Here is a 22,797-nt window from a genome sequence, read left to right on the forward strand (position 1 = left end):
AGTCTTCCTTGTTTTATAATGCATCTATAGCGACTCAAATAACTCTAGAAATAACAGCATGAAAATTAAAAATATACTATCACTCTCAATACTGCTACTCAGCTGTATAGCTTCTGCTGAAACCATCACCTTTACAACCCAAGCGATTCCTTCAAAATACATAAACTTTTCAGGAAATTTTCCCTTTATCCAAGGCAAAGGTTTTGAAAAAATCAACCAACAGATCAAACACGAACTTTTGGCAGATGATGCTACACGTATCGACTTTAGTTCAGGAAAGATCTATCAGGATCAAAACTATTTAAGTGTTTATACTCATTTAGAAATTGAAGGCGGACGAAGCTATTTTCGTGAAAAGTATTACGTGATCGATTTAAAAAATAAACAGTTCGCAACATTGTCCCAAATACTACAAAAATATCAATTGTCTGCAGCACAAATCTCAAATGAAATTGCTCAGCAACTTGACCCATGTATTGAAAATAAAACAGCAACGCTTTCTAAAACGTCTAATGACTGTGATAGCGCAGATCTGCAATACCTATACCGATACTATGCTGAAGATCGAAATTTTATTGCGCTAAAAAATGCAAATGGCTTTTATCTTAAAAAAGATATTTTGGGCATCAGTTTTGATGCGGGCGCATATTCTATCCCTTTTGAATACAACCTCAAAACCAAACAAGTCCATTAACATCTGTGTTAATTTTATTGTCACACCTTGATTTCCCCTGCCAGAAGCCCTACATCTATCTATAACTTAAGAAATGATTTGGCATAAAGCTCATGACACTAGAACAGGCAACGTTGCCAGTACCGCAATTTGATCAAATTAGTTTAGATCAACTCAAACAAAATATTGAAAAAGCCATCCAAGACGGTCAAAACTTTTTAAATGACTTGGTCCAAGTCCCTGAAAGCATTCAACAACAACTTGCAGTGATCGAAAATGTAGATTCACTTGAAAATAACATGAGTGAATCTTGGGGAATTTTGTCACACCTCAATGCAGTGATGAATAACACTGAAACGCGTGAAGTCTATCAAGCCTTATTGCCAAGTCTAAGTGAATACTACACTCAGATCGGTCAACACGTTGCCTTGTTCCAAACTTATCAAAATGTTTATGATCATGCGATTTTTAGCGACTTGCCAACGGCGCAACAAAGTGCAATTAAGCTGGCTTTACGTGATTTTAAACTTTCAGGTGTTGCCCTCGAAGGTGAGGCTAAAAAGCGCTATGCAGAAATTTCAGCACGATTATCACAACTGTCTTCAGATTTTTCTAATCATGTTTTGGATTCAACTCAAGCCTATAGCAAAACTTTAACCACGGATCAGCTTAAAGGTCTACCGCAAGGCAGTATTGAATTACTCAAACAATATGGTCAACAACGCGAACTAGATCAGCCTGTTGCTACCTTAGATATTCCATCTTATTTGGCCATCATGACCTATGCAGAAGATCGCGCGCTCCGTGAAGAAATCTATCACGCTTATGTTACACGCGCCTCAGATCAAGCCAGCGATACGCAATTTGACAATGCACCCGTGATGGTTGAAATCCTCAGCTTACGTCAGGAAATGGCCAAGCTTTTAGGTTTTGACAATTTTGCAGAATACTCACTTGCTTCAAAAATGGCACCCGATGTGGCCACTGTTGATCAATTTCTGGTTGATTTAGCAGAACATGCACGTACACCTGCATTAAAAGAAATCGAAGAACTCAAAGCCATTGCCAAACAAGATGGCATAGATGAGCTAAAACCTTGGGACAGCAGTTATTATTCTGAAAAACTAAAAGTTCAACAGTTCAACCTTTCTCAGGAAGATTTAAAACCATACTTCCCTGCGCCTAAAGTGATTCAAGGCTTATTTAATGTGGTCAATCGTTTATATGGAATTCAAGTCATTGAACGCCAAGCACCACTTTGGCATACAGATGCTCATTATTATGAACTAGAAGACCAAGGCACTGTGATTGGTGGTTTTTACTTTGACCTCTATGCACGTAACGGTAAACGTGGTGGTGCATGGATGAGTGGTTTCCGCTCGCGTATGCAAACCGAAACGGGGTTACAAAAACCAATCTGCTATATGGTTGGGAACTTTACCCCGCCTGTCGGTGATCAGCCTGCCCTATTAACGCATGATGAAGTGAATACCTTATTTCATGAGTTTGGTCATGGCTTACACCATATGTTGACCGAAGTAGACAATATTGCAGTTGCTGGAACGCACGGCGTTGCATGGGATGCAGTGGAGTTACCTAGCCAGTTTATGGAATTTTGGACATGGGATACGGAAAGCTTGGCTTTAATCAGTGAACATATTGAATCTAAAGACTCACTTCCTGAGCATCTTTTAAAAGCATTACTCGATGCTCGTTTCTTCCAGTCAGGTATGCAAACTTTACGACAAATTGAGTTTGCACTGTTCGATTTAACCATTCATAAACTTACACCTGCACTAAATGCCGAACAAATCCAAGCCACTTTAGATGATATTCGCCAGAAGTATGCTGTTTTAGCAACAGCACCTTATAACCGCTTCCAAAATGGCTTTAGCCATATTTTTGCGGGTGGTTACGCTGCGGGTTATTATTCTTATAAATGGGCAGAAGTTTTAGCAAGTGATGCTTTTGACCGCTTTGAAAATGAAGGTGTGTTTAATACCCAAACTGGACAAGAGTTCCGTAAGGCAATCCTTGCAGTTGGCGGAAAAGATACAGCACTTGATGCATTTATCAATTTCCGTGGTCGTGAACCTAAAATAGATGCATTATTACGTCATCAAGGTTGGACGAATAGCTAAAAAAACGCTTAAACTAACGGCCAAAATTGTTTAAAGTGTGGTGGGTGTATGAATATTAGACGTCGTTTCATTGCTGGTGCAAAATGTCCAAAATGTGAAGCGATGGATCGTATTGTTATGCTCACCCAAGGCGATGCTGAATGGATTGAATGCATCGAGTGTGGATATTCTGAAAATCGCCCTACCCATGTAGATGCGCCTGAAGAACCTGCTATACCTGATGAAATTGGGGTCATTCAATTCAAGCCTCGCTCTTCAAAATAGATCGGACCGAATAAAATGCATATAGAACAAAGAAACAATTCAAAATTAATGTGGATTATTGCAGGCGGGTTGGGGGCAGTTATCGTTTTAATTGCTATTTTTTTCTGGTTAAATAACACCTCTGAAAGCACCCAAATCAATGAGCCATTGAATCAGACTACACCTGCTGCGAAGAAAGTGGAAGCAACGGCACCCCCTGTGGCAACGCCTGTTGAACAAAGTGCTGCTTCAGAGGCTGCCAATGTAGAATTGGTCAAAGCATCCATTTTAAAAGATAAAATTCCTGAAAATGCCAGTTTAGCTAAAGAAGAAGTGGCTAAACTAGAAGATATCCAAAAACAACTTGATGATCAGCAACAAAACCTCAAATCACAACATGCTGATGCGGATCAATTGATTAAACTTAAGGAAGAGCAAATCAAGCTACTTCAACAGCAAATGGCGGCACAAAATCAATAATTTTGATCATGGGCAAAAATGACGATCTGATATCAGAAAGCCTTAACCTCTTTATAAGTTAAGGCTTTTTTCAATTTGAACAATAGACATTTCAATATTTTAAAGTGAGTCCAATGACTGCTGTGTTGATTTTTTCCATTGGATTGGCTTTTGGATAATTTGCGCCAATAAAATTCCACAGAGTGTTAAACCACCACCAACCAAATGAAAAACTTGTAAATGTTCACCCAAGAGCACCACGGCAATTAAAGCTGTAAACACAGGCAATAAATTCATAAAAATACTATTTTTATTGGGTCCCAAATGTCTTACACCTTCAATCCATAGATAAGACAATAAAATCGATGAGAAAATACTGGCATACAAAATCAAAGGAATGGTCTGTTGATTCAGTTGCATTTGTGATGCGGGTAAAAAGATAAAAAACGGCAAAACATATAAGATGGCAAAGCTCGACATCACAAAATTCGATTGCCATGCAGGGATCGGCATTTTCCAACGTTTTAACAGCACACCATATAAGGCGTAGCCAATTGCGGCAAGCAACATCAAGCCATCTCCAAGATGCATACCTTGGCTAAAAACTTGGGCAATATGCCCATGACTCAATAAATACAAAATGCCATAGAATGATAAGAAGCCTCCGATCACTAAGCCATAGCTAATCTGATCTTTTAAAATCCATGTACTTAAAATAATCGTCAATAATGGAATCAATGCTGTCACAATCGCCATATTGGTCGCTGTTGTGGTTGTCGCTGCTTGATAAGACAAAAATTGGAATAAGGATACAGAAAGAAATCCACCTAAAGCCAAATGTTTCCAATACTGGCGAATAATATGGCGATTTTTCCAAGTGGGAATCAATACAAAAGTACTCATCACCGCGAGCGCAAAAACCAAACGATAAAATGTAATCGCCACAGGTGAAATTGCATGACTTGCCATTTTAGACACAATCACATTTCCAGCCCAAAATAAAATGGCGAACAATGGGTAGAAATAAGCTTTTTGAAACATGCTGCTCTGCCTATACAGAAAGATTCAACCATGTTAAAAAATAATCATTTTGTATTTGTACGACAAAATGACAATAATTATCGTAAAAAGGACATTATGCTTGAGGTCTAAGCAATTCCACGAATATATGATTGGCAGTGCCGTATTGATTGAGGAGTAAATCGTGGGGAATAATTATGATCATGGATTTTTAGATTATCCAATTTATGCCTTTACTGAAAATTATTCCCATGGGCATATTGAAGATTGGCATAGCCATGAACGTATCCAACTGATTCATACGCTTTCTGGTGTTCTCCGTATTCAAACGACAGAAGGAACATGGGTCACGCCACCGGGACGCGGTGTATGGATTCCAGCATATAAGGCTCATGCCTTACTGATCAGTGGTGATGTGCAAGCTTATGGTGTATTTATTGAGCCAGATGCGCGTTCAAAATTAGTCAATGAATGTCGTGTTGTCACGATCTCGCCTCTGCTAAAAGAGCTTATTCGCTCAGCGATGCAGATTCAAACCACAATCCATCCTCAAAGTCGTGAAGCACGATTGCTTGAACTAATTTTAGATGAGTTGGAGCTTCTCCCTGTTCTACCATTTAACTTACCTGAGCCACAAAATATTAAATTGCAAAAGCTTTGTGCTGAAATCAAACTTGATCTCAGCCATACATGGACACTCGAACATGCCGCCCAATTTTTACATGTTAGTCCGAAAACCCTTACTCGGCATTTTCAGAAAGAAACCAATATGCATTTTAGTCATTGGGTACGGCAGGCAAGGCTGATGCAAGCCATGACTGATTTGGCAATGAATAAATCTATTTTCAATGTTGCACTTGATTTGGGCTATGACAGTGCCAGTGCCTTTAGTGCCATGTTTAAACGTGAAACCAGCTTGACGCCGAGTGAGTACATTCAGCAGTTTCAATTTAAAGATCACTAAATCTATTCAAAGCCACAGACAGAAAAAAAGCGCCCGAAGGCGCTTTTTAGACATTCAATTATTTACTGGCATACCAGTCAAACAAGTTAAACATGTACGGCGCATAGGTCACAATCACCAATGCTGAGAACAGCACCACGATTGGCAAAATCCAACGCTCATAACGATAGTAGAAGCTTGTATATTTGGCTTTTGCCTCAGCATCGGCGGCGGCAACCTCTGCATCACCGACTGAGAGCCTCGTCAGCAAATGGTTGAGCGCAACAGGTGGCGTAACATAACCAAACTCAAATGCAACCAGTACGATCATCCAGAAGTGAATCGGATGAATACCATTTTCAAATGCAACTGGCGCAATCGTCGCAGCAACAAGAATCACCGCACCAAATGGATCTGTTGTCATACCAATTAATGCAAGTAACAATGCCATAAAGCCAAGTGTCACCAAGATACTACCCAGATGCGTTGGAACCATGGTCACGATTTCACTACGTTCAATCAGACCACCAACACTTGCAGACAACGCCATCAGGATAATTAACGCACCAATATGACCAACACTTTCCGATGTTGCAAAACGAATTGCGCTACGGAAGCCACGTTTTGTTTCAGCGGTATCACCATGCTCACGTAAGTATTCAGAATTTTTTTCATGCTCTAGAGCAAGCGCTTTATTTGGGTTTTCTGGTATCGGTAATTTATTACCAAATAACTTATCAAATAAAATAAATGCCAATAACATGATTGGAAGAATTACAGGTGCAGTAAATTCATCCATTTTCGTGTCCAGACCAAACTGATAGAAGCCAATCACGACAGCAACAATCAAGATATATGGAAGCACTGGAACGAAAGCACGCAACATACCTGGGACAGCAGTTTTCGGTGAGTTAATACGGAACTTATTCTCTGCAAGGAATAACGACACCCCTAAGAAAATAAATGCGGTTAACCAGAATACATAAATACCATGATCAAATAACTCGTCTGAAGTTACATGACGGCTATCCAGCATTGAAATTAAAATCACCAAGAGACACGGACGTAATACAACACCCAGTGAACCTGACATTGCCGAAACAGCCAATGCATATTGACGACGTGCACCTGAATTCCACACTTCTTTATAGATAATCGCACCAGCAGCAACAACGAAGATTCCCGAAGCACCTGTATATGCGGTTGGAATTGCTGCACCAATCAAAATGATCCACGTCAACGTTTCAGGCGCTAAGTTCCAAGGACGAAGAATCGCCAAGAAAAGATCCATCACGCGTGTTTGGGTCAATAACATCCCTGCCCAAATAAACAGTGCTAAATTAAGGAAGATATTTGAAAATTCAGTCAACAAGCCAAGGTAAATACCTTGCCCCATTGGGTAGTCCATAAAGAAAGTAAACGCAATACCTGTCACAATTGCCATAAAGGCATATAAAGGTATGCTCAACAGCGCAAGGCCAAATTTACCGCCTTCTTCAGCATTTTCTGGTGTACGGAATAATTTAAACAGGCTGATGACTGTCAAGACAACGAACAGGATCATCCATAGCCAATAGACTCCAATCGTTTCAAGGGTCGATTCAACACCAGAATTGAGTACTGAACGATATTGGCTAATGACCGAGAAGCTCAGTAAGGCATTCCCCAGTACCATCGCAATATTATAGACTTTAAAATCAAGCTTAGTACGCGCTGGACGTAGCCCAATATGATGCATCTTCAATGATGCTGTAATTGCAGCAATCACCACCATCAAAATCAGGATGAGTACGCGATGTTCAGAGCCCCATTTCAATATCCAGAAGAAACCCGTTTCCATCGAACGATATGAACGAAGGGATGGATGATCTTCCATATGTTTGATCGATTTATCATAGAACGCATACTTCTGTTCACAATCCGTTTGAGCTGAAACGAATGAAGCGCGAACATCTGCTTCTGGTGTTAAACCAAAAAATGCCGCATCAGGATCACTGGCTTCCTGTTGCATTTTTTCTTTGACAAGCTTATCGATATCTACATTGCGGTCACATGAAGGTTTGTTGGGCTCAGCACGTAAAAAGGAATATTGCATTCCTATTTTTTCATCTCCATATAGGCGTTCACCTAAACGAAGCATTTGCCCATGAATCATATCCCCTGTCCCAATGATCAAGGTCAGGAGAAGCAGAATAAGGATGGAAAAGGTTGAGAACCACTCATTCCAGAGATAACTGAGTAGACCTAATCCCGATCTATTATTTACAGGTTCTTGCATTGTTATTCCAGTTTTTATAACCAGTGTACAATCGCTTGCACAGCTTATCTTTTATTATTAGGTGAGAGGTAAAATCCTTTACCAATACCCATTCCTATCATCACCACTCAAATTTGCCCTAATTTTCCTAAGAAAAACATGACAAAGATTAATTTTTTTGGCGAGCTTTTTGTCAACTCATCTATAGTCTTATCATTAAATGTGAAAAAACAACTAAGTACTTATATTTTTTACAACTAAAATAGATGTAACATTCACATAATTAACCACAAATGAGAATCAGCATCCATTCATTACAAAGTATTCATTCAAATTTATTTTTTAAATATCTTTACACTTCTATGTGCTTAACCTCATCAAAATAATGAAATTTTATAGAATAATACTTCATACAAATAATATTCTTGATTCATTGTCTATTTCATAACATTAAGTCGAAAAATTAAGCTCAAGATGGCACAAATACTTCCAAAAATCACCCCAAGCAAATGCGCCTGTATTAAAACAGGATGACCAATCAATTGTTCAGTTTGTAGTGCACCAAAAAAATGTTCCCATGCGATTTTGCCGAAGATGCATAACAATACGATGAAGGCAAAATTTCGTTCTGGCTTTTCTTTTAAACTGACGATTGCACAAAATACAAACAGACCATGAAGAATACCAGACAAACCTGCATAAGCAAAAATATGAGGATAAATCAGATAAAAACAGAGACTGAGTAAAGGCGATAAAATAAGCAATAAAGCAATAAAAACTTGCTTTTTAATGTTTGGAAATAAAAAGGGTAAACAAGCCAAAGCTAAAACATTTAAAACATAATGAATCCATCCCACATGAACCCAATGCCCTGTCCACCAGCGCCAAGGCTGGCTTAAAAAAACATCGTGCTGATAAATGAAATGAGTTTGAAAAAGCTGAAGAATTGCAAAAAAAATGATACTGGTTGCAATAAACAATATATTTTTATCTAACTTGTGTTGTTCCATGCTACACCATAAAAAAAGAAGAGCTGTCGCTCTTCCTCTATTCTAACCAATTCATGCAATTGAATACTATGGATTTGCTGCAGGTTCGTCAGCTGAAGCACTTGGCTCTTCAGTCGGTGCAGGTAAATCATTAAACAATTCATCATCACCCGTAGAGGCTTGTTCATCCCAGAATGTGGTCATTCCATCATCTGCTGCACGAACACCGGTATGTTCCGTCCAATAACGATCGGCAATACCTTGAACCATTTGACCGGCCATACCATCTAATAATCTAAATTCAGGGTTTACTGGCTTATCATCTGCACGCGATGCGGCATAGGCTTTTAACGCCGCTCTTAATTTAGCATCATCACCACTGGCTTGCGCTGCAACGGCATTCATTGCAAATGCTAAACGAACACCTTTCTGTTCTGCGATTTGCATTGATTGTTGTAAGGTCTGTGTTGGATCAGGCTTACCATCTCCTGCACCTGGTAACAATATCCAAATCACTGCACGTGTCGCCATTGGCGCACCCCAGAATTTGTTATTGTCTAAACATGCCATACCACGTTCGACAATCGCAGCAATATCTTTCGGTACATTCACTGCACCGCCAGAGTTAATGTCATTGGTCATCGATTGCAAACCACTGAGCATACCAATTAAATAGATGGTTTGATCTAAGTCCTTACGCATGGTTGGACAAGAATCACCTAAAGTATATTTATATTTTGCCTGCCAACGTTCTGCAAATAATTGATAACCCGTGTATTGACGTTCTGCGGCAAGGGCTGCCCAACGTTTTTGTTCTATACGAGCATCTTGCGCTTCAGTCACTTTACCGTCTTTTGAAGCACGTAAATATCTGAGTTCTGCATCCAAAGCACGATTTTCTGCACACATCCCCGCAGCTGAATATAACAATACTGCCATACGGGTTGGGTCGGCCCCCATATCTTTTGTTGCCATAATCGCTGGCGTTAACGCATTGCCTGAGTTGCATGCCATATCAGTATCATTGCCCGCCAAAATGGGTGGGACGATATGTTTTTCACTAAAGCCAAGCGCAACATTGGCACCTGATTTTACAACATATGAACAACCTGATAACACAGATGAGGCAACAACAGCGGTCAGCATCAATTGACCAAGCTTGTGGACCTTAGACATACTTCCTGTCCTCTATATAATTGTGTTTATATCCCTTTTAAAATAACAATATCAGATGCAATCTCTGAATAACAGAGTAATAGCTCTAATTTCATCTGAAGAATTTGCCACAATATAGAAAGTATTCAATTGACCTGATCTGGTTTTTATACAAATTTTAAGCAAAAAAAAGTAGCATTGCGACGGTTCAGCACATGCTACTTGTTAAAAGGTAAACTCTTTAAGAGAGTTTATTGGTTTTAAGTCTTTTAAATTTGCTACCGTTAACACTGTTAGCGTTAGCTTTCTCAATCTGTTCCCTCAGCATAGTTCCTAGTCTTCCAAATATAATTGCAAAAACAATTGCAACCACTAAGAACCAAAACGTATGAATTTCACCCATTTGGAAATTCCTCCTCGCTGTTGGTCGTTTTAATTTACATGCAAGATCAGATTTTTACAGAGATAATTGTCGGACAATTTTACAATTGCGCTATTTTGTATATATTTGGTCTAACAATGAATATTAAATAAGCAAAAATATAAATAAAGCTATGTTTTATTTAAATTAAATTAAAATTAGATTTTTTATATTTGTTAGACAATTAACTTAATTTAACCCGAGATTTTAAAGATTTCCACTGTATTTTGCTCACTTGATCTTGCCAAATAATTAAACTTTTATTGTTTTTCTCACAAAAATACACTGCGATATAAAATCGATGATCAATCATTTGCTGAATTTGTACATGATGAATTTGATTGGAATCCTCATATTGTAGGGTCCACTGATCTAAATCAAAATGTTCTAAACTTCGGACTTGTGGACGCATTCTAAATATTTTTAGACTGAAGCATGCCAACAACAGCAGTAATACACTTATCCATACAGTAATAATGGAGTACAGCACTATAAAAATAATTGTTAAACACAAAAGTTGAAAACCCAGTGCAATACGACTGGGTTTGAATTGATATCGTTGGTGAGTTTTTAACTCATCCGTGGACATAATCTTTAAGTTTATTGATCAAGCTTCTGAGTTCAGGTCGAGGTGGCTCTGAAACTTCCATAAACCAATCCAATAAATCTGGGTCTTCCTGATCAACTAACTCTTTAAACAAGGCTTTTTCCTGCGCACTTGCTGCTAAGTAATATTGTTTTACGTATGGGTCAAAATATACATCAATCTCTTTTAAACCGCGACGAGCACGATAAATCACTTTACGTTCTTCTAAAGTAAGTTCTTCTGACATCATTTTCCCCCAATGGTTAATTCTGACTTAGTTTACCCGATTCCCGATCAATTTCTCGCTAAATTCTTCTAAATGACCAAATTCATCATTTAAAAATGAGTTTTGAGCATTCATCTCATTGCGACAAATAAGCAATTCACATAATTTCAACTCACTAAAACTCATATGGATATTATAAAAATGCAATCAGGTGCTATCCGACCTTTAACCAATATGTTGCCTCGTAAATTGTTTAATTCCGATCACGATGCTTTTCGTGAAACAGTACGTAAATTTTATGAAAAAGAAGTTGTGCCAAATATTGCTAAATATGAACAGCAACAACATGTAGATCGCGATTTATGGAACAAAGCAGGTGAAATGGGCCTGCTCTGTGCAACCATGCCTGAAGAATATGGTGGCTATGGCGTAGATCGCCTCTACAGTATGATTCTGATTGAAGAACAAGCCTATGCAATGGATTCTTCTACAGGTTTTTCTTTGCACTCAGATATTGTTGCCAACTACATCAACAACTTTGGTAATGAAGAACAGAAAAAACATTGGATTGCTAAAATGGCTTCTGGAGAAACCGTCACAGCCATTGCGATGACAGAACCGGGAACAGGCTCAGACCTACAAGGTGTTCGCACCACCGCCGTTTTAGATGGGGATGAATATGTAATCAATGGTTCTAAAATCTTTATTACCAATGGTTATCTATGCGATATGGCAATTGTCGTATGTAAAACAGGCAGTTCAGAGAAAGGTTCTGCCAATCTATCTTTGATTATCGTCGAAGCTGACCGTGCTGGCTTTAGCAAAGGAAAACCACTCAATAAAATTGGTATGAAAGGACAAGATACTTGCGAATTGTTCTTTGAAGATGTTCGTGTGCCAAAAGAAAATTTATTGGGTATGGAAGGCATGGGTTTTATCATGCTGATGAAAGAGTTGGCATGGGAACGTATGCTGGTCGCGATTATCTGTCAAGCAGGCGCAGAAGCAGCGCTGGCACATACCGTTCAATATACCAAAGACCGTAAAGCGTTTGGTAAACCGATCGGTGCTTTTCAAAATACACGTTTTAAACTTGCTGAAATGCGCACAGAAATTGATTTCTGCCGTGCTTACCTCGACCGTTGTATGGAATTACAACTTGAAGGTACATTAGGTGTTGATGCTGCAGCTGCCGCAAAATACAAAATTTCAGAAGTATTCTCTAATGTGGTTGATGAATGCCTTCAATTACATGGTGGTTATGGTTATATGCTGGAATATCCAATTGCACGCGCTTATATCGATAATCGGGCAAATCGTATTTATGCAGGTACAAACGAGATTATGAAAGAACTGATTTCCCGTTCTTTATAATTTATCTGATCATTGTTAAAGGAGCTTTGGCTCCTTTTTCTATCACCAAACATTCTTTTTAAATCAATTTTATGTCGCAATAAAAAAGGAGCTTTCGCTCCTTGTTTATTTCATAGCTTGTTTATTTTGCTATTTCTTAGTTGAGTGATTTCTAGGTTTGATTAAGAAACCAGTTTAGGCTTTTTTGCAAGTTGTGCTTCACGCTTATGGAATTTTAAAATACCATCTTCAAACTTGGCATTTTTAAGTTCTTTACGATCTGCTAAATAGTTATTCGACACTTTCCAAGGTGCATGCTTACCTTGTTTCGGCATCACATCCGCCGCACGGGCAATATAACCTGAGCTTAAACTGCCCATCACTGTATCTTCCATCAATTCAGTTGCATCACCTTGAGGAATAACTTCGTCATAGCCCTTCTTGTCCATATAGTTTACAAGACGGCAAATATACTCACCTGCGATATCAACCTTTAATGTCCATGATGCATTGATATAACCAATGATCATTGCCATATTTGGCACATCACTAACCATCACACCTTGATACAGCATGTGTTGAGACGTATTCATTGGTTTATTATCAATTGTCGCTTTGATACCACCCAAGATTTGGATTTCTAAACCTGTTGCTGAAACGATGATATCCGCATCTAAATGCTTCCCAGATTTTAATTGGATACCTGTTGCGGTAATTTTTTCAATTTGATCTGTTTCAACGCTGGCTTTACCAGAACGTAAAATTTTAAATAAGTCACCATCTGGCACAACGCATAAACGCTGATCCCATGGATTATAGGTTGGGGTAAAGTGTTTCATATCCACTTTACCTTTTAATTGCATTTCAATCGATTTGAGTAAGAACTTACGCAGTAACTTCGGTTGTTTTTGTGCAAGCGCATAGATACCGCGTTGCATACCAATATTACGTGCACGGGTTAACTTATATGCCACATCTTCAGGTAAAACCTTACGCATTTTGTCATAAACAAAATCAATAGATGGGATTGAAGCAATATAGGTTGGTGAACGTTGCAACATGGTCACATGCCCTGCTCCACCTTTTGACATCGCAGGCACTAAGGTAATAGCTGTTGCACCACTACCAATAATCACCACTTTTTTACCCGAATAATCTAAGTTTTCAGGCCAAAATTGTGGGTTAATAAATTCGCCTTTAAAATCATTTTTACCTGGATAATCAGGTTGATAACCTTGATCATAATTATAATAACCCGTACATCCGATTACAAAGTTTGCAACCCACGTATTGAGTTTTTGATTTTCATCTTCAATTTGTACGACCCATTTTTTAATTGATGAATCATAATTTGCAGTACGTACACGTTGATTAAAATGAATTTTATCTTTTAATTTAAATTCATCGACAACTTCAGCAACATAGCCTTTAATCGAAGCGCCATCTGCCAAGACATTGGCTTTTTGCCATGGTTTAAAATTAAACCCAAAAGTAGACATATCTGAATCGGAACGGATACCCGGATATTTAAATAAATCCCAAGTACCACCGAAGCTCTCACGACGCTCAATAATTTCAAATGAACGTTGTGGTGAGTGTTTTGAAAGATGCGCAGCTACACCAATACCAGAGATACCTGCACCAACGATAAGAATATCAACTTGCTTTTCCATGTTGTTTTTATAACCTTTTTAAGAGTACTTTTTTATTAAAGCACAAATCTGACAATACGCAATGTCAAGTTTGCATTTTTCTGACGAAATTTAAGTCAATTTGGGACAAAACCATAAATTGTCCAACAAAAAGGCATAAAAAAAGGCCGGTGAAACACCGACCTTTTTCGAACAACCGATTGTTCTGTGACGTGAGTAATTAGTTTACTTCACGATCCACAAGTTCTACATAAGCCATCGGTGCAGCATCACCTGCACGGAAACCAGCTTTAAGAACACGTAGATAACCGCCGTTACGTTCTTTGTAACGAGGGCCAAGAACGGTAAATAATTTACCAACTGTTGCTGCTGAACGAGTACGAGCAAACGCCAAACGACGGTTTGCTACAGTATCGTTTTTAGCTAAAGTGATTAAAGGCTCAGCTACACGACGTAACTCTTTTGCTTTAGGCACAGTTGTTTTAATTAACTCATGCTCAAACAAAGAATTAGCCATGTTTTGAAACATCGCTTTACGATGGCTGCTGGTACGGCCTAATTTCACACCACTATTACGATGACGCATGGTGATAGTCCTACTTAATTAACGGCTACGATAGGCGAAACGATCGTCCATACGGAGACTAGCTGGTGGCCAGTTCTCTAAACGCATGCCGAGCTGTAAGCCCTTAGAAGCCAGAACATCTTTGATCTCAGTAAGCGATTTTTTACCAAGGTTAGGAGTTTTAAGCAACTCAACCTCAGTACGCTGTACTAGATCACCAATGTAGTAAATATTTTCTGCTTTCAAACAGTTAGCAGAACGAACAGTAAGCTCTAGATCATCAACTGGACGAAGCAAGATTGGATCAACTTCTTCACGTGGCTCTTGAGCAACTGGAGCTTGATCTTTCTGAAGATCAACAAAAATTGCAATTTGTTGTTGCAAGATTGTTGCCGCTTTGCGGATAGCTTCTTCAGGATCTACAGTTCCATTCGTTTCAAGATCAATGACGAGCTTATCAAGGTCAGTACGTTGTTCTACACGAGCATTTTCAACTGTGTAAGACACACGTTTAATCGGGCTATAAGAAGCATCTAACTGTAGACGACCTACAGGACGCGTTTCGCCTTCAGGGAAACGAGAGTCAGAAGTTTCATAACCACGACCTTGAGAAACTTTCAAGCGCATTTTTAATGAGCCTGAAGCACTTAAAGTACCAATCAGATGTTCAGGGTTAACCACTTCAACATTATGTGGTAAACGAAGGTCAGCAGCAGTTACATCGCCAGGACCTTGTTTTTCCAATGTCAAATATGCTTCGTTTTGATCGAACAGCTTAATAGACAATCCTTTTAGGTTCAGCAAGAGCTCGACGATGTCCTGCTGCAAGCCTTCTAAAGTACTGTACTCGTGCTCGACACCCTCAATCTCTACTTCAACCACGGCTGCGCCAGGTAAAGAAGACAAAAGGATGCGACGTAAAGCATTACCAAGAGTATGACCAAAGCCACGCTCTAATGGTTCAAGAATCACTTTTGCCGAGGTCCCGCTTGCCGCTTCGACCTTGATCGCTTGCGGAGTTAGAAACTCGTTTGCAGTACGCGTCATTATTGCTACCTCAAGGATTATTTAGAATACAATTCTACAATCAAGCTTTCGTTGATTTCAGCAGGTAAATCAGAACGATCTGGTGCAGCTTTAAATGTACCTTCAAGTTTTGAATGATCTACTTCAATCCAAGCAGCTGTTCCACGTTGAGCAGCTAATTCAATTGCGTTTTTGATACGTAATTGTTGTTTAGCGCTTTCGTGAACTGCAATCACGTCGCCCGCTTTAACTTGGATAGACGCGATGTTAACACGACGACCATTTAAAGTGATTGAACGGTGAGATACCAGCTGACGAGCTTCTGCACGTGTAGAACCAAAACCCATGCGATAAACAACGTTATCGAGGCGGCTTTCAAGCAATTTCAACAAGTTTTCACCTGTTGCGCCTTTAACACGAGCAGCTTCTTTGTAGTAGTTACTAAATTGACGCTCTAAAACACCGTACATGCGACGTACTTTTTGTTTTTCACGTAATTGTAGTGAATACTCTGATTGTTTAGCACGGCTTTGGCCATGTTGACCAGGAGCTTTAGCAGATTTTTTTGTTTTGACGTCAAATGGTTTAACGCCAGATTTTAATTGCAGGTCTGTCCCTTCGCGGCGAGAGAGTTTGCATTTTGGACCAATATAACGAGCCATGAATGTTTCTCCTTACACGCGACGTTTTTTAGGTGGACGGCAACCGTTGTGCGGAATCGGTGTCACATCGGTAATGCTGTTAATTTTATAACCCACTGCACCTAATGCACGAACCGCAGATTCACGACCTGGACCAGGACCTTTTACAAGGACGTCCAAGTTTTTCAAACCGTAATCTAAAGCAGCTTTACCAGCAACTTCAGCAGCTACCTGAGCAGCAAACGGAGTTGATTTACGTGATCCACGGAAGCCTTGTCCACCTGAAGTAGCCCAAGCCAATGCATTACCTTGACGATCAGTAATCGTAACAATGGTGTTATTAAAAGAAGCGTGAATGTGTGCAACACCTTCAGAGACGGTACGAGTGACCTTCTTGCGTGTGCGAGTATCTTTAGCCATCTTTTAGCTTCCAGAAATCTTATTTCTTAATAGGTTTGCGCGGACCTTTACGGGTACGTGCGTTAGTTTTGGTGCGTTGTCCGCGAACAGGCAAGCTGCGACGATGACGAAGACCGCGGTAGCAGCCTAAATCCATTAAACGTTTAATGTTCATGGAAATTTCGCGACGTAAGTCACCTTCGGTCGGAACCTTAGCAACTTCTGCACGAATCGCATCAAGCTGAGCATCATCTAATTCACGAATTTTAGTAGTAGTCGTAATACCTGCAGCAGCTAAAATGTTTTTAGCTGTGTGGCGGCCAATACCAAAAATATACGTGAGAGAGATAACAGCATGCTTGTTATCCGGAATGTTTACACCGGCAATACGAGCCATTCAAATTTCTCCAAAAAGGCAGTAGAGATAATCAACCGCCCCACAAAAATCTTGAGGGGCGGATAATAACCTAATTAGCCTACTGAAATCAACAGGTCTTAATTAAATTAACCTTGACGCTGCTTATGACGAGGTTCTGCGCTGCAAATTACGCGAATAACCCCATTACGACGGATAACTTTACAGCTACCACAAATTTTCTTTACAGAAGCTTGTACTTTCATGATGAAACCTTCTAAGTGCGCTTATCCCTTAGGATGAGCAGTCGTTTTTCTCATTAACGATTGATCGTCATACTGATGTGATGTCAAATGGGCTTGAAGCTGAGCCATAAAGTCCATAACAACAACAACTACGATAAGTAATGAGGTACCACCCAAATGGAATGGAATACCAAAAGAACTTTGTAAAATCATCGGCATTAAACAGATGACTGTAATGTAGATTGCACCAATAAACGTCAAACGATTAAGAATATGATCTAAGTAACGAGCAGTTTGCTCACCTGGGCGAATACCAGGTACATAAGCTCCACTGCGTTTCAAGTTCTCTGATACTTCTTTCGGGCTAAAAACAAGCGCCGTATAGAAATAACAGAAAAAGATAATTAACGCACCGAAGAGCACTAAATACAACGGTTGTCCAGGCGATAATACCAATGCCAAATCTTGTAGGCTACGTTTTACAATTCCTGCATTTGGATCAGCACTGCCTAACCATTGACCTAAACTTGCAGGGAACAACAATAACGAACTTGCGAAAATTGCTGGAATAACCCCTGCCATGTTGATCTTCAATGGCAAATGCGTTTGCTGTGCAGTGAATACACGACGACCTTGCTGTTTTTGAGCATAGTTCACAGGTATACGACGTTGAGCTTTTTCAATAAACACAATCGCTGCTAAAACAGCAACTGATAGCAATCCAAAGATAGCCAAACCAATTAAACTTGATTGGCCATTATCTACCGAAGTAAATGCTTGGATCACTAAGTTTGGTAAACCAGCAACAATACCTGCAAAGATAATCATTGAGATACCGTTACCAACACCACGTTCAGTAATTTGCTCACCTAACCACATTAAGAACATGGTACCTGCAACTAACGATGTTAGCGCTGGAATGTAAAAAGCCAGTCCTGAAGTCAAAGTAATACCTTGACTGATTAGACCAGCACACATCCCGATACCTTGGACTAATGCAAGTAAAAGGGTGCCGTAGCGCGTATATTGATTAATCTTACGCTTACCTTGCTCGCCTTCTTTCTTCAATGCTTCTAACGAAGGCACCACGGTCGACATCAACTGCACAATAATAGATGCAGAAATGTACGGCATGATACCTAACGCCAGAATGGACATTCGTTCTAATGCTCCACCCGAGAACATGTTAAACAAACCTAAAAAAGTACCTTCATTAGCTTTGAAAAAACGTTCTAGAGCAACATTATCAATACCTGGCAGCGGAATATGCGCTCCTAGTCGAAAGACTACCAATGCACCAATCAAGAACATTAATCGGCGAATAATTTCACGATATTTCACATGAAATGGTTGACCTTTCATCATGTTAACATGACCTGAAGAACTAGGAGACATAGTCACTCGCGATTACTCCTCGACTTTACCGCCAGCAGCTTCAAGAGCAGCTTTAGCGCCTTTAGTCAATGCAACACCTTGAACAGTGAATGCACGAGTGATTTCACCAGAAAGAACAACACGAGCACGCAACATATCTTTACGTACAACATTCGCAGCTTTCAAAGTTTCAAGTGAAATAATATCACCTTCAACTTTAGCAAGTTCAGACAAACGTACTTCAGCAGTTTTCAAAGCCAATTGGCTTGTGAAACCGAATTTAGGTAAACGACGATATAACGCAGTTTGACCACCTTCAAAGCCTGGACGAACGCCACCACTTTTACGTGATTTCTGACCTTTGACACCACGGCCACCAGTCTTACCGACACCAGAACCGATACCACGGCCTAAACGACGATTATCACGTTTTGCACCTTCAGCAGGTGCAAGCTCATTTAAACGCAGAGTCATGGCTTATTCCTCTACACTAACCATATAGTAGACTTTGTTGATCATACCACGGTTAGAAGGTGTATCTATTACTTCTACTGTATGACCAATACGACGCAGACCTAAACCTTGTAGGCAAAGTTTGTGATTTTTCAAACGATGCGAAGAAGATTTAGTCTGGGTAACTTTAATCGTTTTCATGATTGATTACCCTAAAATTTGTTCTACTGAAAGACCACGTTTAGCAGCAACTTTCTCAGGAGACGTCATATCACGTAAACCATTAAAAGTTGCATTTACAACGTTAGCCGCGTTAGTAGAACCATAACATTTCGTCAATACGTTACGTACACCAGCAGCTTCTAAAACTGCGCGCATAGAACCACCAGCGATTACGCCAGTACCTTCAGATGCAGGTTGCATGTAAACACGGCTAGCGCCATGACGAGCATGAATAGGATGTTGTACAGTACCATCAACAAGATCAACAGTGATCATGTTGCGGCGTGCAGCTTCAAGTGCTTTAGAAATAGCAGCTGGAACTTCACGCGCTTTACCGCGACCAAAACCTACACGACCATTACCATCACCCACAACAGTTAATGCTGTGAAAGAGAAGATACGACCACCCTTAACAACTTTGGCTACACGATCAACGGCAACCAGCTTTTCAACAAGACCTTCGTTTTGTTCAACTTTAGCCATGATTAGAACTCCAAGCCGTTTTCACGAGCAGCATCAGCCAAGGCTTTGATACGACCATGATATTTAAAACCAGAACGGTCAAATGCAACTTTAGTTACACCAGCAGCCTTTGCACGTTCTGCGATTAAAGCACCTACTTTAGTTGCTGAATCTACATTACCTGTAGTTCCGCTACGTAAAGATGCATCCAAAGTAGAAGCTTGCGCTAATACTTTGCCACCATCTGCAGAAATAACTTGAGCATAGATGTGACGCGGCGTGCGGTTTACACACAAGCGAGTCGCACCCAATGCACGAATGTGCAAGCGTGTGCTTTTCGCACGACGCAAACGGGATTGTTTCTTTTCGTTCATAAGAACCTCGCGCCTTATTTCTTCTTAGCTTCTTTACGAAGAACAACTTCGTCAGAATAGCGAACACCTTTACCTTTATACGGCTCTGGTGGACGATAACCACGGATTTCTGCAGCAACTTGACCTAACAATTGCTTGTTAGCTGATTTCAAAATGATTTCAGTAGCAGTCGGAGTTTCAGCAGTTACACCTTCAGGAAGAGCGTAATCAATCGGGTGAGAATAACCAAGGTTAAGGTTCACAACTGTACCTTTAACCGCAGCTTTATAACCAACACCGATAAGTTGTAACTTACGTTCGAAGCCTTCATTAACACCTTTTACAAGGTTATTAAGAACAGCGCGAGCAGTACCAGCTTGCATCCAAGAATCGCGAGATTCTTTAACTGGAGCAATATGAAGTTGACCTTCTTCCTGTTTAAGCTCGACCAGCGCATGCAGGTTGAAAGACAACGTACCTTTGCTGCCTTTCACTTCGACCTGCCGGCCGTTCTGAGTAACTGCTACACCGTTAGGTACAGTTACTGGGGCTTTAGCCACACGAGACATGAGGAATCACCTATTAAGAAACAAAAGCAATAACTTCACCACCAACGCCTGCAGCACGTGCAGCGCGATCAGTCATGATGCCTTTGCTTGTAGAAACAATTGCAATACCTAAACCTTGCTTAACGCTCGGAAGTGCATCTTTACCGCGATACTGACGTAGACCTGGACGGCTTACGCGTTTCACAGTTTCGATAACTGGTTTGCCTTCAAAATATTTTAAAGTAATTGTCAAAGTAGCTTTGCCTTCAAGATCAGCAACTTCTACATTTGAAATGTAACCTTCTTGTTGAAGTACGTTTGCAATTGCAACTTTCAACTTAGAATTAGGCATAGAAACAGTTTGTTTCTTTGCCATTTGTGCGTTACGAACACGTGTTAGCATGTCGGCAACGGTATCTTGCATACTCATTTATAGTCGCTCCTTACCAGCTTGCCTTAACAACGCCCGGTACATCACCCTGCATTACTGTGTCACGTAATTTGTTACGGCTTAAGCCGAACTTACGGAAGTAACCATGAGGACGACCAGTTAAACCACAACGGTTACGAAGACGTACTGGAGACGCATTACGTGGTAATGCTTGTAACTTCATCATCGCTTCGAAACGTTCTTCATCAGATGCATTTACGTTTGCAATCGTAGCTTTTAATTCAGCACGTTTTGCAGCGTATTTAGCAACTGTAGTTTCGCGTTTCAATTCGCGATTAATCATACTTTTCTTAGCCATATCGACCTCTTATTTGAACGGGAAGCCGAATGCACGGATTAGCGCACGGCCTTCGTCATCAGTACGAGCAGTCGTAGTGATAGTAATATCCATACCACGAATACGATCGATCTTATCAAAATCGATTTCAGGGAACATAATTTGTTCCTTGAGACCCATTGAATAATTACCACGACCATCGAATGATTTCGCAGAAAAACCGCGGAAGTCACGAATACGAGGGATAGCGATAGAGATCAAACGGTCTAAGAATTCGTACATTTGTTCGCCGCGTAAAGTTACTTTACAACCAATCGGCCAACCATCACGGATTTTAAAACCAGCGATTGATTTGCGCGCTAATGTAAGAACTGGTTTTTGACCAGCAATAGCTTGCATATCCGCCAAAGCGCCATCTAACAATTTCTTGTCAGCTGAAGCCGCACCAACACCCATGTTGATGGTGATTTTAGTAATGCGAGGAATTTCCATCACATTGCCCAAACCAAGTTCTTCTTTCAACTTAGCTCGGATTTCGTCGTTATAACGTGTTTTAAGTCTGGCCATAGCCTAGTTCAACCTATTACTTCGCTACCGCCACTGATTCACCATTTGATTTGTAAACGCGAGTTTTCACGCCTTCAATCACTTGGTAACCAACACGGTCAGCCTTTTGGGTTGCAGCATTAAAAACTGCCACGTTTGAAATATGAAGCGAAGCTTCTTGTGTAACAATAGCGCCTTCAGCACCTGTTGCACGGTTCGGCTTTTGATGCTTCTTAACTAAATTAAGGCCTTCAACCTTAACTTGGTCATTTGAAACAGACAAAACAGTACCCTGTTTGCCTTTTTCTTTACCTGCGATCACAATTACTTGATCGCCTTTTCTAATCTTAGCCATGATTGCCTCTATTATAGAACTTCAGGAGCCAATGAAATGATTTTCATGAACTGTTCAGTACGAAGTTCACGAGTCACTGGTCCGAAAATACGAGTGGCAATCGGAGCCTTGTTGTTGTTCAAGATAACTGCAGCATTATCATCGAAACGGATCACAGAACCGTCTGGACGACGAATACCGAATTTAGTACGAACTACAACTGCATTCATCACGTCACCTTTTTTAACACGGCCACGCGGAATTGCTTCTTTTACAGTAACTTTAATAATGTCGCCAACAGAAGCATAACGACGATGTGAACCACCAAGTACTTTAATACATTGTACGCGGCGAGCACCACTGTTGTCTGCTACGTCTAGCATACTTTCGGTCTGAATCATTGCCCTACTCCAAAACCGAGCATCACC

General features: G+C 40.1%; 31 protein-coding genes. 6 read left to right on the top strand and 25 right to left on the bottom strand.

Translation table 11 applies throughout. From position 1 onward, the window contains the following. Window positions 1-58: 58 nt before the first annotated feature. The 4 genes from GJV03_RS05865 (at window position 59) to GJV03_RS05880 (ending at window position 3,537) form a co-directional block, all read left to right on the top strand. The gene (locus GJV03_RS05865) at window positions 59-694 is read left to right on the top strand and encodes a hypothetical protein (RefSeq protein ID WP_105714574.1); all 636 of its coding nucleotides are present in this window, start codon (window positions 59-61) and stop codon (window positions 692-694) included. Between the two features lie 92 nt (window positions 695-786). Next, window positions 787-2,814 (top strand): M3 family metallopeptidase, encoded by a 2,028-nt coding sequence (locus tag GJV03_RS05870; RefSeq protein ID WP_004725750.1) that lies wholly within the window; start codon window positions 787-789, stop codon window positions 2,812-2,814. A gap of 54 nt (window positions 2,815-2,868) precedes the next feature. Continuing rightward, window positions 2,869-3,078, top strand: coding sequence for a YheV family putative zinc ribbon protein (locus tag GJV03_RS05875; RefSeq protein ID WP_171066870.1), 210 nt, complete (start codon window positions 2,869-2,871; stop codon window positions 3,076-3,078). 15 nt (window positions 3,079-3,093) lie between these two features. Then, complete coding sequence (locus GJV03_RS05880) at window positions 3,094-3,537, top strand: hypothetical protein (RefSeq protein ID WP_004725747.1); 444 nt, start codon at window positions 3,094-3,096, stop codon at window positions 3,535-3,537. Window positions 3,538-3,636: 99 nt separating this feature from the next. Here GJV03_RS05880 and GJV03_RS05885 read toward each other — a convergent pair whose 3' ends face one another. Further along, window positions 3,637-4,557, bottom strand: a complete 921-nt coding sequence (locus tag GJV03_RS05885) for a DMT family transporter (RefSeq protein ID WP_034614348.1) — start codon at window positions 4,555-4,557, stop codon at window positions 3,637-3,639. Window positions 4,558-4,720: 163 nt separating this feature from the next. Here GJV03_RS05885 and GJV03_RS05890 point away from each other — a divergent pair, with 163 nt between their 5' ends. Beyond that, window positions 4,721-5,500, top strand: a complete 780-nt coding sequence (locus tag GJV03_RS05890; protein WP_004725744.1) for a helix-turn-helix transcriptional regulator — start codon at window positions 4,721-4,723, stop codon at window positions 5,498-5,500. A gap of 58 nt (window positions 5,501-5,558) precedes the next feature. On the opposite strand, the gene GJV03_RS05895 is transcribed toward GJV03_RS05890, so the two are convergent. The 6 genes from GJV03_RS05895 to GJV03_RS05915 form a co-directional block, all read right to left on the bottom strand. Beyond that, window positions 5,559-7,757, bottom strand: a complete 2,199-nt coding sequence (locus tag GJV03_RS05895) for a TRAP transporter large permease subunit (RefSeq protein WP_151956994.1) — start codon at window positions 7,755-7,757, stop codon at window positions 5,559-5,561. 416 nt (window positions 7,758-8,173) lie between these two features. Continuing rightward, window positions 8,174-8,746 (bottom strand): rhombosortase, encoded by a 573-nt coding sequence (gene rrtA / locus GJV03_RS05900; protein ID WP_154129671.1) that lies wholly within the window; start codon window positions 8,744-8,746, stop codon window positions 8,174-8,176. Between the two features lie 66 nt (window positions 8,747-8,812). Further along, window positions 8,813-9,901 (bottom strand): hypothetical protein, encoded by a 1,089-nt coding sequence (locus GJV03_RS05905; protein WP_056512199.1) that lies wholly within the window; start codon window positions 9,899-9,901, stop codon window positions 8,813-8,815. 220 nt (window positions 9,902-10,121) lie between these two features. Next, complete coding sequence (locus tag GJV03_RS21430) at window positions 10,122-10,283, bottom strand: hypothetical protein (RefSeq protein WP_004725737.1); 162 nt, start codon at window positions 10,281-10,283, stop codon at window positions 10,122-10,124. 202 nt (window positions 10,284-10,485) lie between these two features. Next, complete coding sequence (locus GJV03_RS05910; protein WP_004725735.1) at window positions 10,486-10,713, bottom strand: hypothetical protein; 228 nt, start codon at window positions 10,711-10,713, stop codon at window positions 10,486-10,488. Between the two features lie 163 nt (window positions 10,714-10,876). Beyond that, complete coding sequence (locus GJV03_RS05915) at window positions 10,877-11,134, bottom strand: succinate dehydrogenase assembly factor 2 (RefSeq protein ID WP_004816878.1); 258 nt, start codon at window positions 11,132-11,134, stop codon at window positions 10,877-10,879. 180 nt (window positions 11,135-11,314) lie between these two features. Here GJV03_RS05915 and GJV03_RS05920 point away from each other — a divergent pair, with 180 nt between their 5' ends. Next, window positions 11,315-12,487 carry an acyl-CoA dehydrogenase family protein gene (locus GJV03_RS05920; RefSeq protein WP_004725731.1) on the top strand — a complete coding sequence of 391 codons (1,173 nt, stop codon included), beginning with the start codon at window positions 11,315-11,317 and terminating at the stop codon, window positions 12,485-12,487. Window positions 12,488-12,648: 161 nt separating this feature from the next. Here the strand turns inward: GJV03_RS05920 and GJV03_RS05925 are convergent, their stop codons facing one another. From GJV03_RS05925 to rplN, 18 genes are all read right to left on the bottom strand, one after another. Beyond that, on the bottom strand, window positions 12,649-14,139 hold the full coding sequence (locus tag GJV03_RS05925; RefSeq protein ID WP_151956993.1) for an NAD(P)/FAD-dependent oxidoreductase: 1,491 nt from the start codon (window positions 14,137-14,139) through the stop codon (window positions 12,649-12,651). A 199-nt stretch (window positions 14,140-14,338) separates the two neighbouring features. After that, the gene (gene rplQ / locus GJV03_RS05930) at window positions 14,339-14,704 is read right to left on the bottom strand and encodes a 50S ribosomal protein L17 (protein ID WP_004281488.1); all 366 of its coding nucleotides are present in this window, start codon (window positions 14,702-14,704) and stop codon (window positions 14,339-14,341) included. An 18-nt stretch (window positions 14,705-14,722) separates the two neighbouring features. Beyond that, the gene (gene rpoA, locus GJV03_RS05935; RefSeq protein ID WP_004816876.1) at window positions 14,723-15,730 is read right to left on the bottom strand and encodes a DNA-directed RNA polymerase subunit alpha; all 1,008 of its coding nucleotides are present in this window, start codon (window positions 15,728-15,730) and stop codon (window positions 14,723-14,725) included. A 17-nt stretch (window positions 15,731-15,747) separates the two neighbouring features. After that, on the bottom strand, window positions 15,748-16,371 hold the full coding sequence (gene rpsD, locus GJV03_RS05940; protein WP_004725725.1) for a 30S ribosomal protein S4: 624 nt from the start codon (window positions 16,369-16,371) through the stop codon (window positions 15,748-15,750). A 12-nt stretch (window positions 16,372-16,383) separates the two neighbouring features. Continuing rightward, window positions 16,384-16,770, bottom strand: a complete 387-nt coding sequence (rpsK, locus tag GJV03_RS05945) for a 30S ribosomal protein S11 (RefSeq protein ID WP_001040166.1) — start codon at window positions 16,768-16,770, stop codon at window positions 16,384-16,386. A 19-nt stretch (window positions 16,771-16,789) separates the two neighbouring features. Then, window positions 16,790-17,146: a 30S ribosomal protein S13 gene (gene rpsM / locus GJV03_RS05950; RefSeq protein WP_004725722.1), complete on the bottom strand. Its 357-nt coding sequence runs from the start codon at window positions 17,144-17,146 to the stop codon at window positions 16,790-16,792. Window positions 17,147-17,253: 107 nt separating this feature from the next. After that, a complete protein-coding gene (gene rpmJ, locus GJV03_RS05955) occupies window positions 17,254-17,370 on the bottom strand; it encodes a 50S ribosomal protein L36 (RefSeq protein ID WP_000867907.1) in 117 nt (38 codons plus the stop codon). Between the two features lie 21 nt (window positions 17,371-17,391). Next, window positions 17,392-18,711, bottom strand: coding sequence for a preprotein translocase subunit SecY (gene secY, locus GJV03_RS05960; RefSeq protein WP_171066869.1), 1,320 nt, complete (start codon window positions 18,709-18,711; stop codon window positions 17,392-17,394). A gap of 45 nt (window positions 18,712-18,756) precedes the next feature. Continuing rightward, window positions 18,757-19,197: a 50S ribosomal protein L15 gene (gene rplO, locus GJV03_RS05965; protein WP_004725719.1), complete on the bottom strand. Its 441-nt coding sequence runs from the start codon at window positions 19,195-19,197 to the stop codon at window positions 18,757-18,759. Window positions 19,198-19,200: 3 nt separating this feature from the next. Beyond that, entirely contained in the window at window positions 19,201-19,377 is a 177-nt protein-coding gene (gene rpmD / locus GJV03_RS05970) for a 50S ribosomal protein L30 (RefSeq protein ID WP_004725717.1), read from the bottom strand. Window positions 19,378-19,383: 6 nt separating this feature from the next. Then, window positions 19,384-19,881: a 30S ribosomal protein S5 gene (gene rpsE / locus GJV03_RS05975; RefSeq protein WP_004725715.1), complete on the bottom strand. Its 498-nt coding sequence runs from the start codon at window positions 19,879-19,881 to the stop codon at window positions 19,384-19,386. 2 nt (window positions 19,882-19,883) lie between these two features. Next, window positions 19,884-20,234, bottom strand: coding sequence for a 50S ribosomal protein L18 (gene rplR / locus GJV03_RS05980; RefSeq protein ID WP_004725713.1), 351 nt, complete (start codon window positions 20,232-20,234; stop codon window positions 19,884-19,886). Window positions 20,235-20,248: 14 nt separating this feature from the next. Further along, window positions 20,249-20,782 (bottom strand): 50S ribosomal protein L6, encoded by a 534-nt coding sequence (gene rplF / locus GJV03_RS05985; protein ID WP_004725711.1) that lies wholly within the window; start codon window positions 20,780-20,782, stop codon window positions 20,249-20,251. A 13-nt stretch (window positions 20,783-20,795) separates the two neighbouring features. Beyond that, window positions 20,796-21,191 (bottom strand): 30S ribosomal protein S8, encoded by a 396-nt coding sequence (gene rpsH, locus GJV03_RS05990; protein WP_004725709.1) that lies wholly within the window; start codon window positions 21,189-21,191, stop codon window positions 20,796-20,798. A 13-nt stretch (window positions 21,192-21,204) separates the two neighbouring features. After that, window positions 21,205-21,510 (bottom strand): 30S ribosomal protein S14, encoded by a 306-nt coding sequence (gene rpsN / locus GJV03_RS05995; RefSeq protein WP_004725707.1) that lies wholly within the window; start codon window positions 21,508-21,510, stop codon window positions 21,205-21,207. A 9-nt stretch (window positions 21,511-21,519) separates the two neighbouring features. Next, on the bottom strand, window positions 21,520-22,056 hold the full coding sequence (gene rplE, locus GJV03_RS06000; RefSeq protein ID WP_004725705.1) for a 50S ribosomal protein L5: 537 nt from the start codon (window positions 22,054-22,056) through the stop codon (window positions 21,520-21,522). 16 nt (window positions 22,057-22,072) lie between these two features. Beyond that, a complete protein-coding gene (gene rplX, locus GJV03_RS06005) occupies window positions 22,073-22,390 on the bottom strand; it encodes a 50S ribosomal protein L24 (protein ID WP_004725703.1) in 318 nt (105 codons plus the stop codon). Window positions 22,391-22,401: 11 nt separating this feature from the next. After that, the gene (rplN, locus tag GJV03_RS06010; protein ID WP_004725701.1) at window positions 22,402-22,770 is read right to left on the bottom strand and encodes a 50S ribosomal protein L14; all 369 of its coding nucleotides are present in this window, start codon (window positions 22,768-22,770) and stop codon (window positions 22,402-22,404) included. Window positions 22,771-22,797: the final 27 nt, after the last annotated feature.

It is taken from the genome of Acinetobacter sp. RIT698 (assembly GCF_009668065.1).
Classification (GTDB): domain Bacteria; phylum Pseudomonadota; class Gammaproteobacteria; order Pseudomonadales; family Moraxellaceae; genus Acinetobacter; species Acinetobacter guillouiae.

Coding starts and splice junctions, on each gene's coding strand:
- GJV03_RS05865 (WP_105714574.1), top strand. CDS start 59: ATGAAAATTAAAAATATACTATCACTCTCAATACTGCTACTCAGCTGT.
- GJV03_RS05870 (WP_004725750.1), top strand. CDS start 787: ATGACACTAGAACAGGCAACGTTGCCAGTACCGCAATTTGATCAAATT.
- GJV03_RS05880 (WP_004725747.1), top strand. CDS start 3,094: ATGCATATAGAACAAAGAAACAATTCAAAATTAATGTGGATTATTGCA.
- GJV03_RS05885 (WP_034614348.1), bottom strand. CDS start 4,557: ATGTTTCAAAAAGCTTATTTCTACCCATTGTTCGCCATTTTATTTTGG.
- GJV03_RS05895 (WP_151956994.1), bottom strand. CDS start 7,757: ATGCAAGAACCTGTAAATAATAGATCGGGATTAGGTCTACTCAGTTAT.
- rrtA (WP_154129671.1), bottom strand. CDS start 8,746: ATGGAACAACACAAGTTAGATAAAAATATATTGTTTATTGCAACCAGT.
- GJV03_RS05905 (WP_056512199.1), bottom strand. CDS start 9,901: ATGTCTAAGGTCCACAAGCTTGGTCAATTGATGCTGACCGCTGTTGTT.
- GJV03_RS21430 (WP_004725737.1), bottom strand. CDS start 10,283: ATGGGTGAAATTCATACGTTTTGGTTCTTAGTGGTTGCAATTGTTTTT.
- GJV03_RS05910 (WP_004725735.1), bottom strand. CDS start 10,713: ATGCGTCCACAAGTCCGAAGTTTAGAACATTTTGATTTAGATCAGTGG.
- GJV03_RS05915 (WP_004816878.1), bottom strand. CDS start 11,134: ATGTCAGAAGAACTTACTTTAGAAGAACGTAAAGTGATTTATCGTGCT.
- GJV03_RS05920 (WP_004725731.1), top strand. CDS start 11,315: ATGCAATCAGGTGCTATCCGACCTTTAACCAATATGTTGCCTCGTAAA.
- GJV03_RS05925 (WP_151956993.1), bottom strand. CDS start 14,139: ATGGAAAAGCAAGTTGATATTCTTATCGTTGGTGCAGGTATCTCTGGT.
- rplQ (WP_004281488.1), bottom strand. CDS start 14,704: ATGCGTCATCGTAATAGTGGTGTGAAATTAGGCCGTACCAGCAGCCAT.
- rpoA (WP_004816876.1), bottom strand. CDS start 15,730: ATGACGCGTACTGCAAACGAGTTTCTAACTCCGCAAGCGATCAAGGTC.
- rpsD (WP_004725725.1), bottom strand. CDS start 16,371: ATGGCTCGTTATATTGGTCCAAAATGCAAACTCTCTCGCCGCGAAGGG.
- rpsK (WP_001040166.1), bottom strand. CDS start 16,770: ATGGCTAAAGATACTCGCACACGCAAGAAGGTCACTCGTACCGTCTCT.
- rpsM (WP_004725722.1), bottom strand. CDS start 17,146: ATGGCTCGTATTGCCGGTGTAAACATTCCGGATAACAAGCATGCTGTT.
- rpmJ (WP_000867907.1), bottom strand. CDS start 17,370: ATGAAAGTACAAGCTTCTGTAAAGAAAATTTGTGGTAGCTGTAAAGTT.
- secY (WP_171066869.1), bottom strand. CDS start 18,711: ATGAAAGGTCAACCATTTCATGTGAAATATCGTGAAATTATTCGCCGA.
- rplO (WP_004725719.1), bottom strand. CDS start 19,197: ATGACTCTGCGTTTAAATGAGCTTGCACCTGCTGAAGGTGCAAAACGT.
- rpmD (WP_004725717.1), bottom strand. CDS start 19,377: ATGAAAACGATTAAAGTTACCCAGACTAAATCTTCTTCGCATCGTTTG.
- rpsE (WP_004725715.1), bottom strand. CDS start 19,881: ATGGCTAAAGTTGAACAAAACGAAGGTCTTGTTGAAAAGCTGGTTGCC.
- rplR (WP_004725713.1), bottom strand. CDS start 20,234: ATGAACGAAAAGAAACAATCCCGTTTGCGTCGTGCGAAAAGCACACGC.
- rplF (WP_004725711.1), bottom strand. CDS start 20,782: ATGTCTCGTGTGGCTAAAGCCCCAGTAACTGTACCTAACGGTGTAGCA.
- rpsH (WP_004725709.1), bottom strand. CDS start 21,191: ATGAGTATGCAAGATACCGTTGCCGACATGCTAACACGTGTTCGTAAC.
- rpsN (WP_004725707.1), bottom strand. CDS start 21,510: ATGGCTAAGAAAAGTATGATTAATCGCGAATTGAAACGCGAAACTACA.
- rplE (WP_004725705.1), bottom strand. CDS start 22,056: ATGGCCAGACTTAAAACACGTTATAACGACGAAATCCGAGCTAAGTTG.
- rplX (WP_004725703.1), bottom strand. CDS start 22,390: ATGGCTAAGATTAGAAAAGGCGATCAAGTAATTGTGATCGCAGGTAAA.
- rplN (WP_004725701.1), bottom strand. CDS start 22,770: ATGATTCAGACCGAAAGTATGCTAGACGTAGCAGACAACAGTGGTGCT.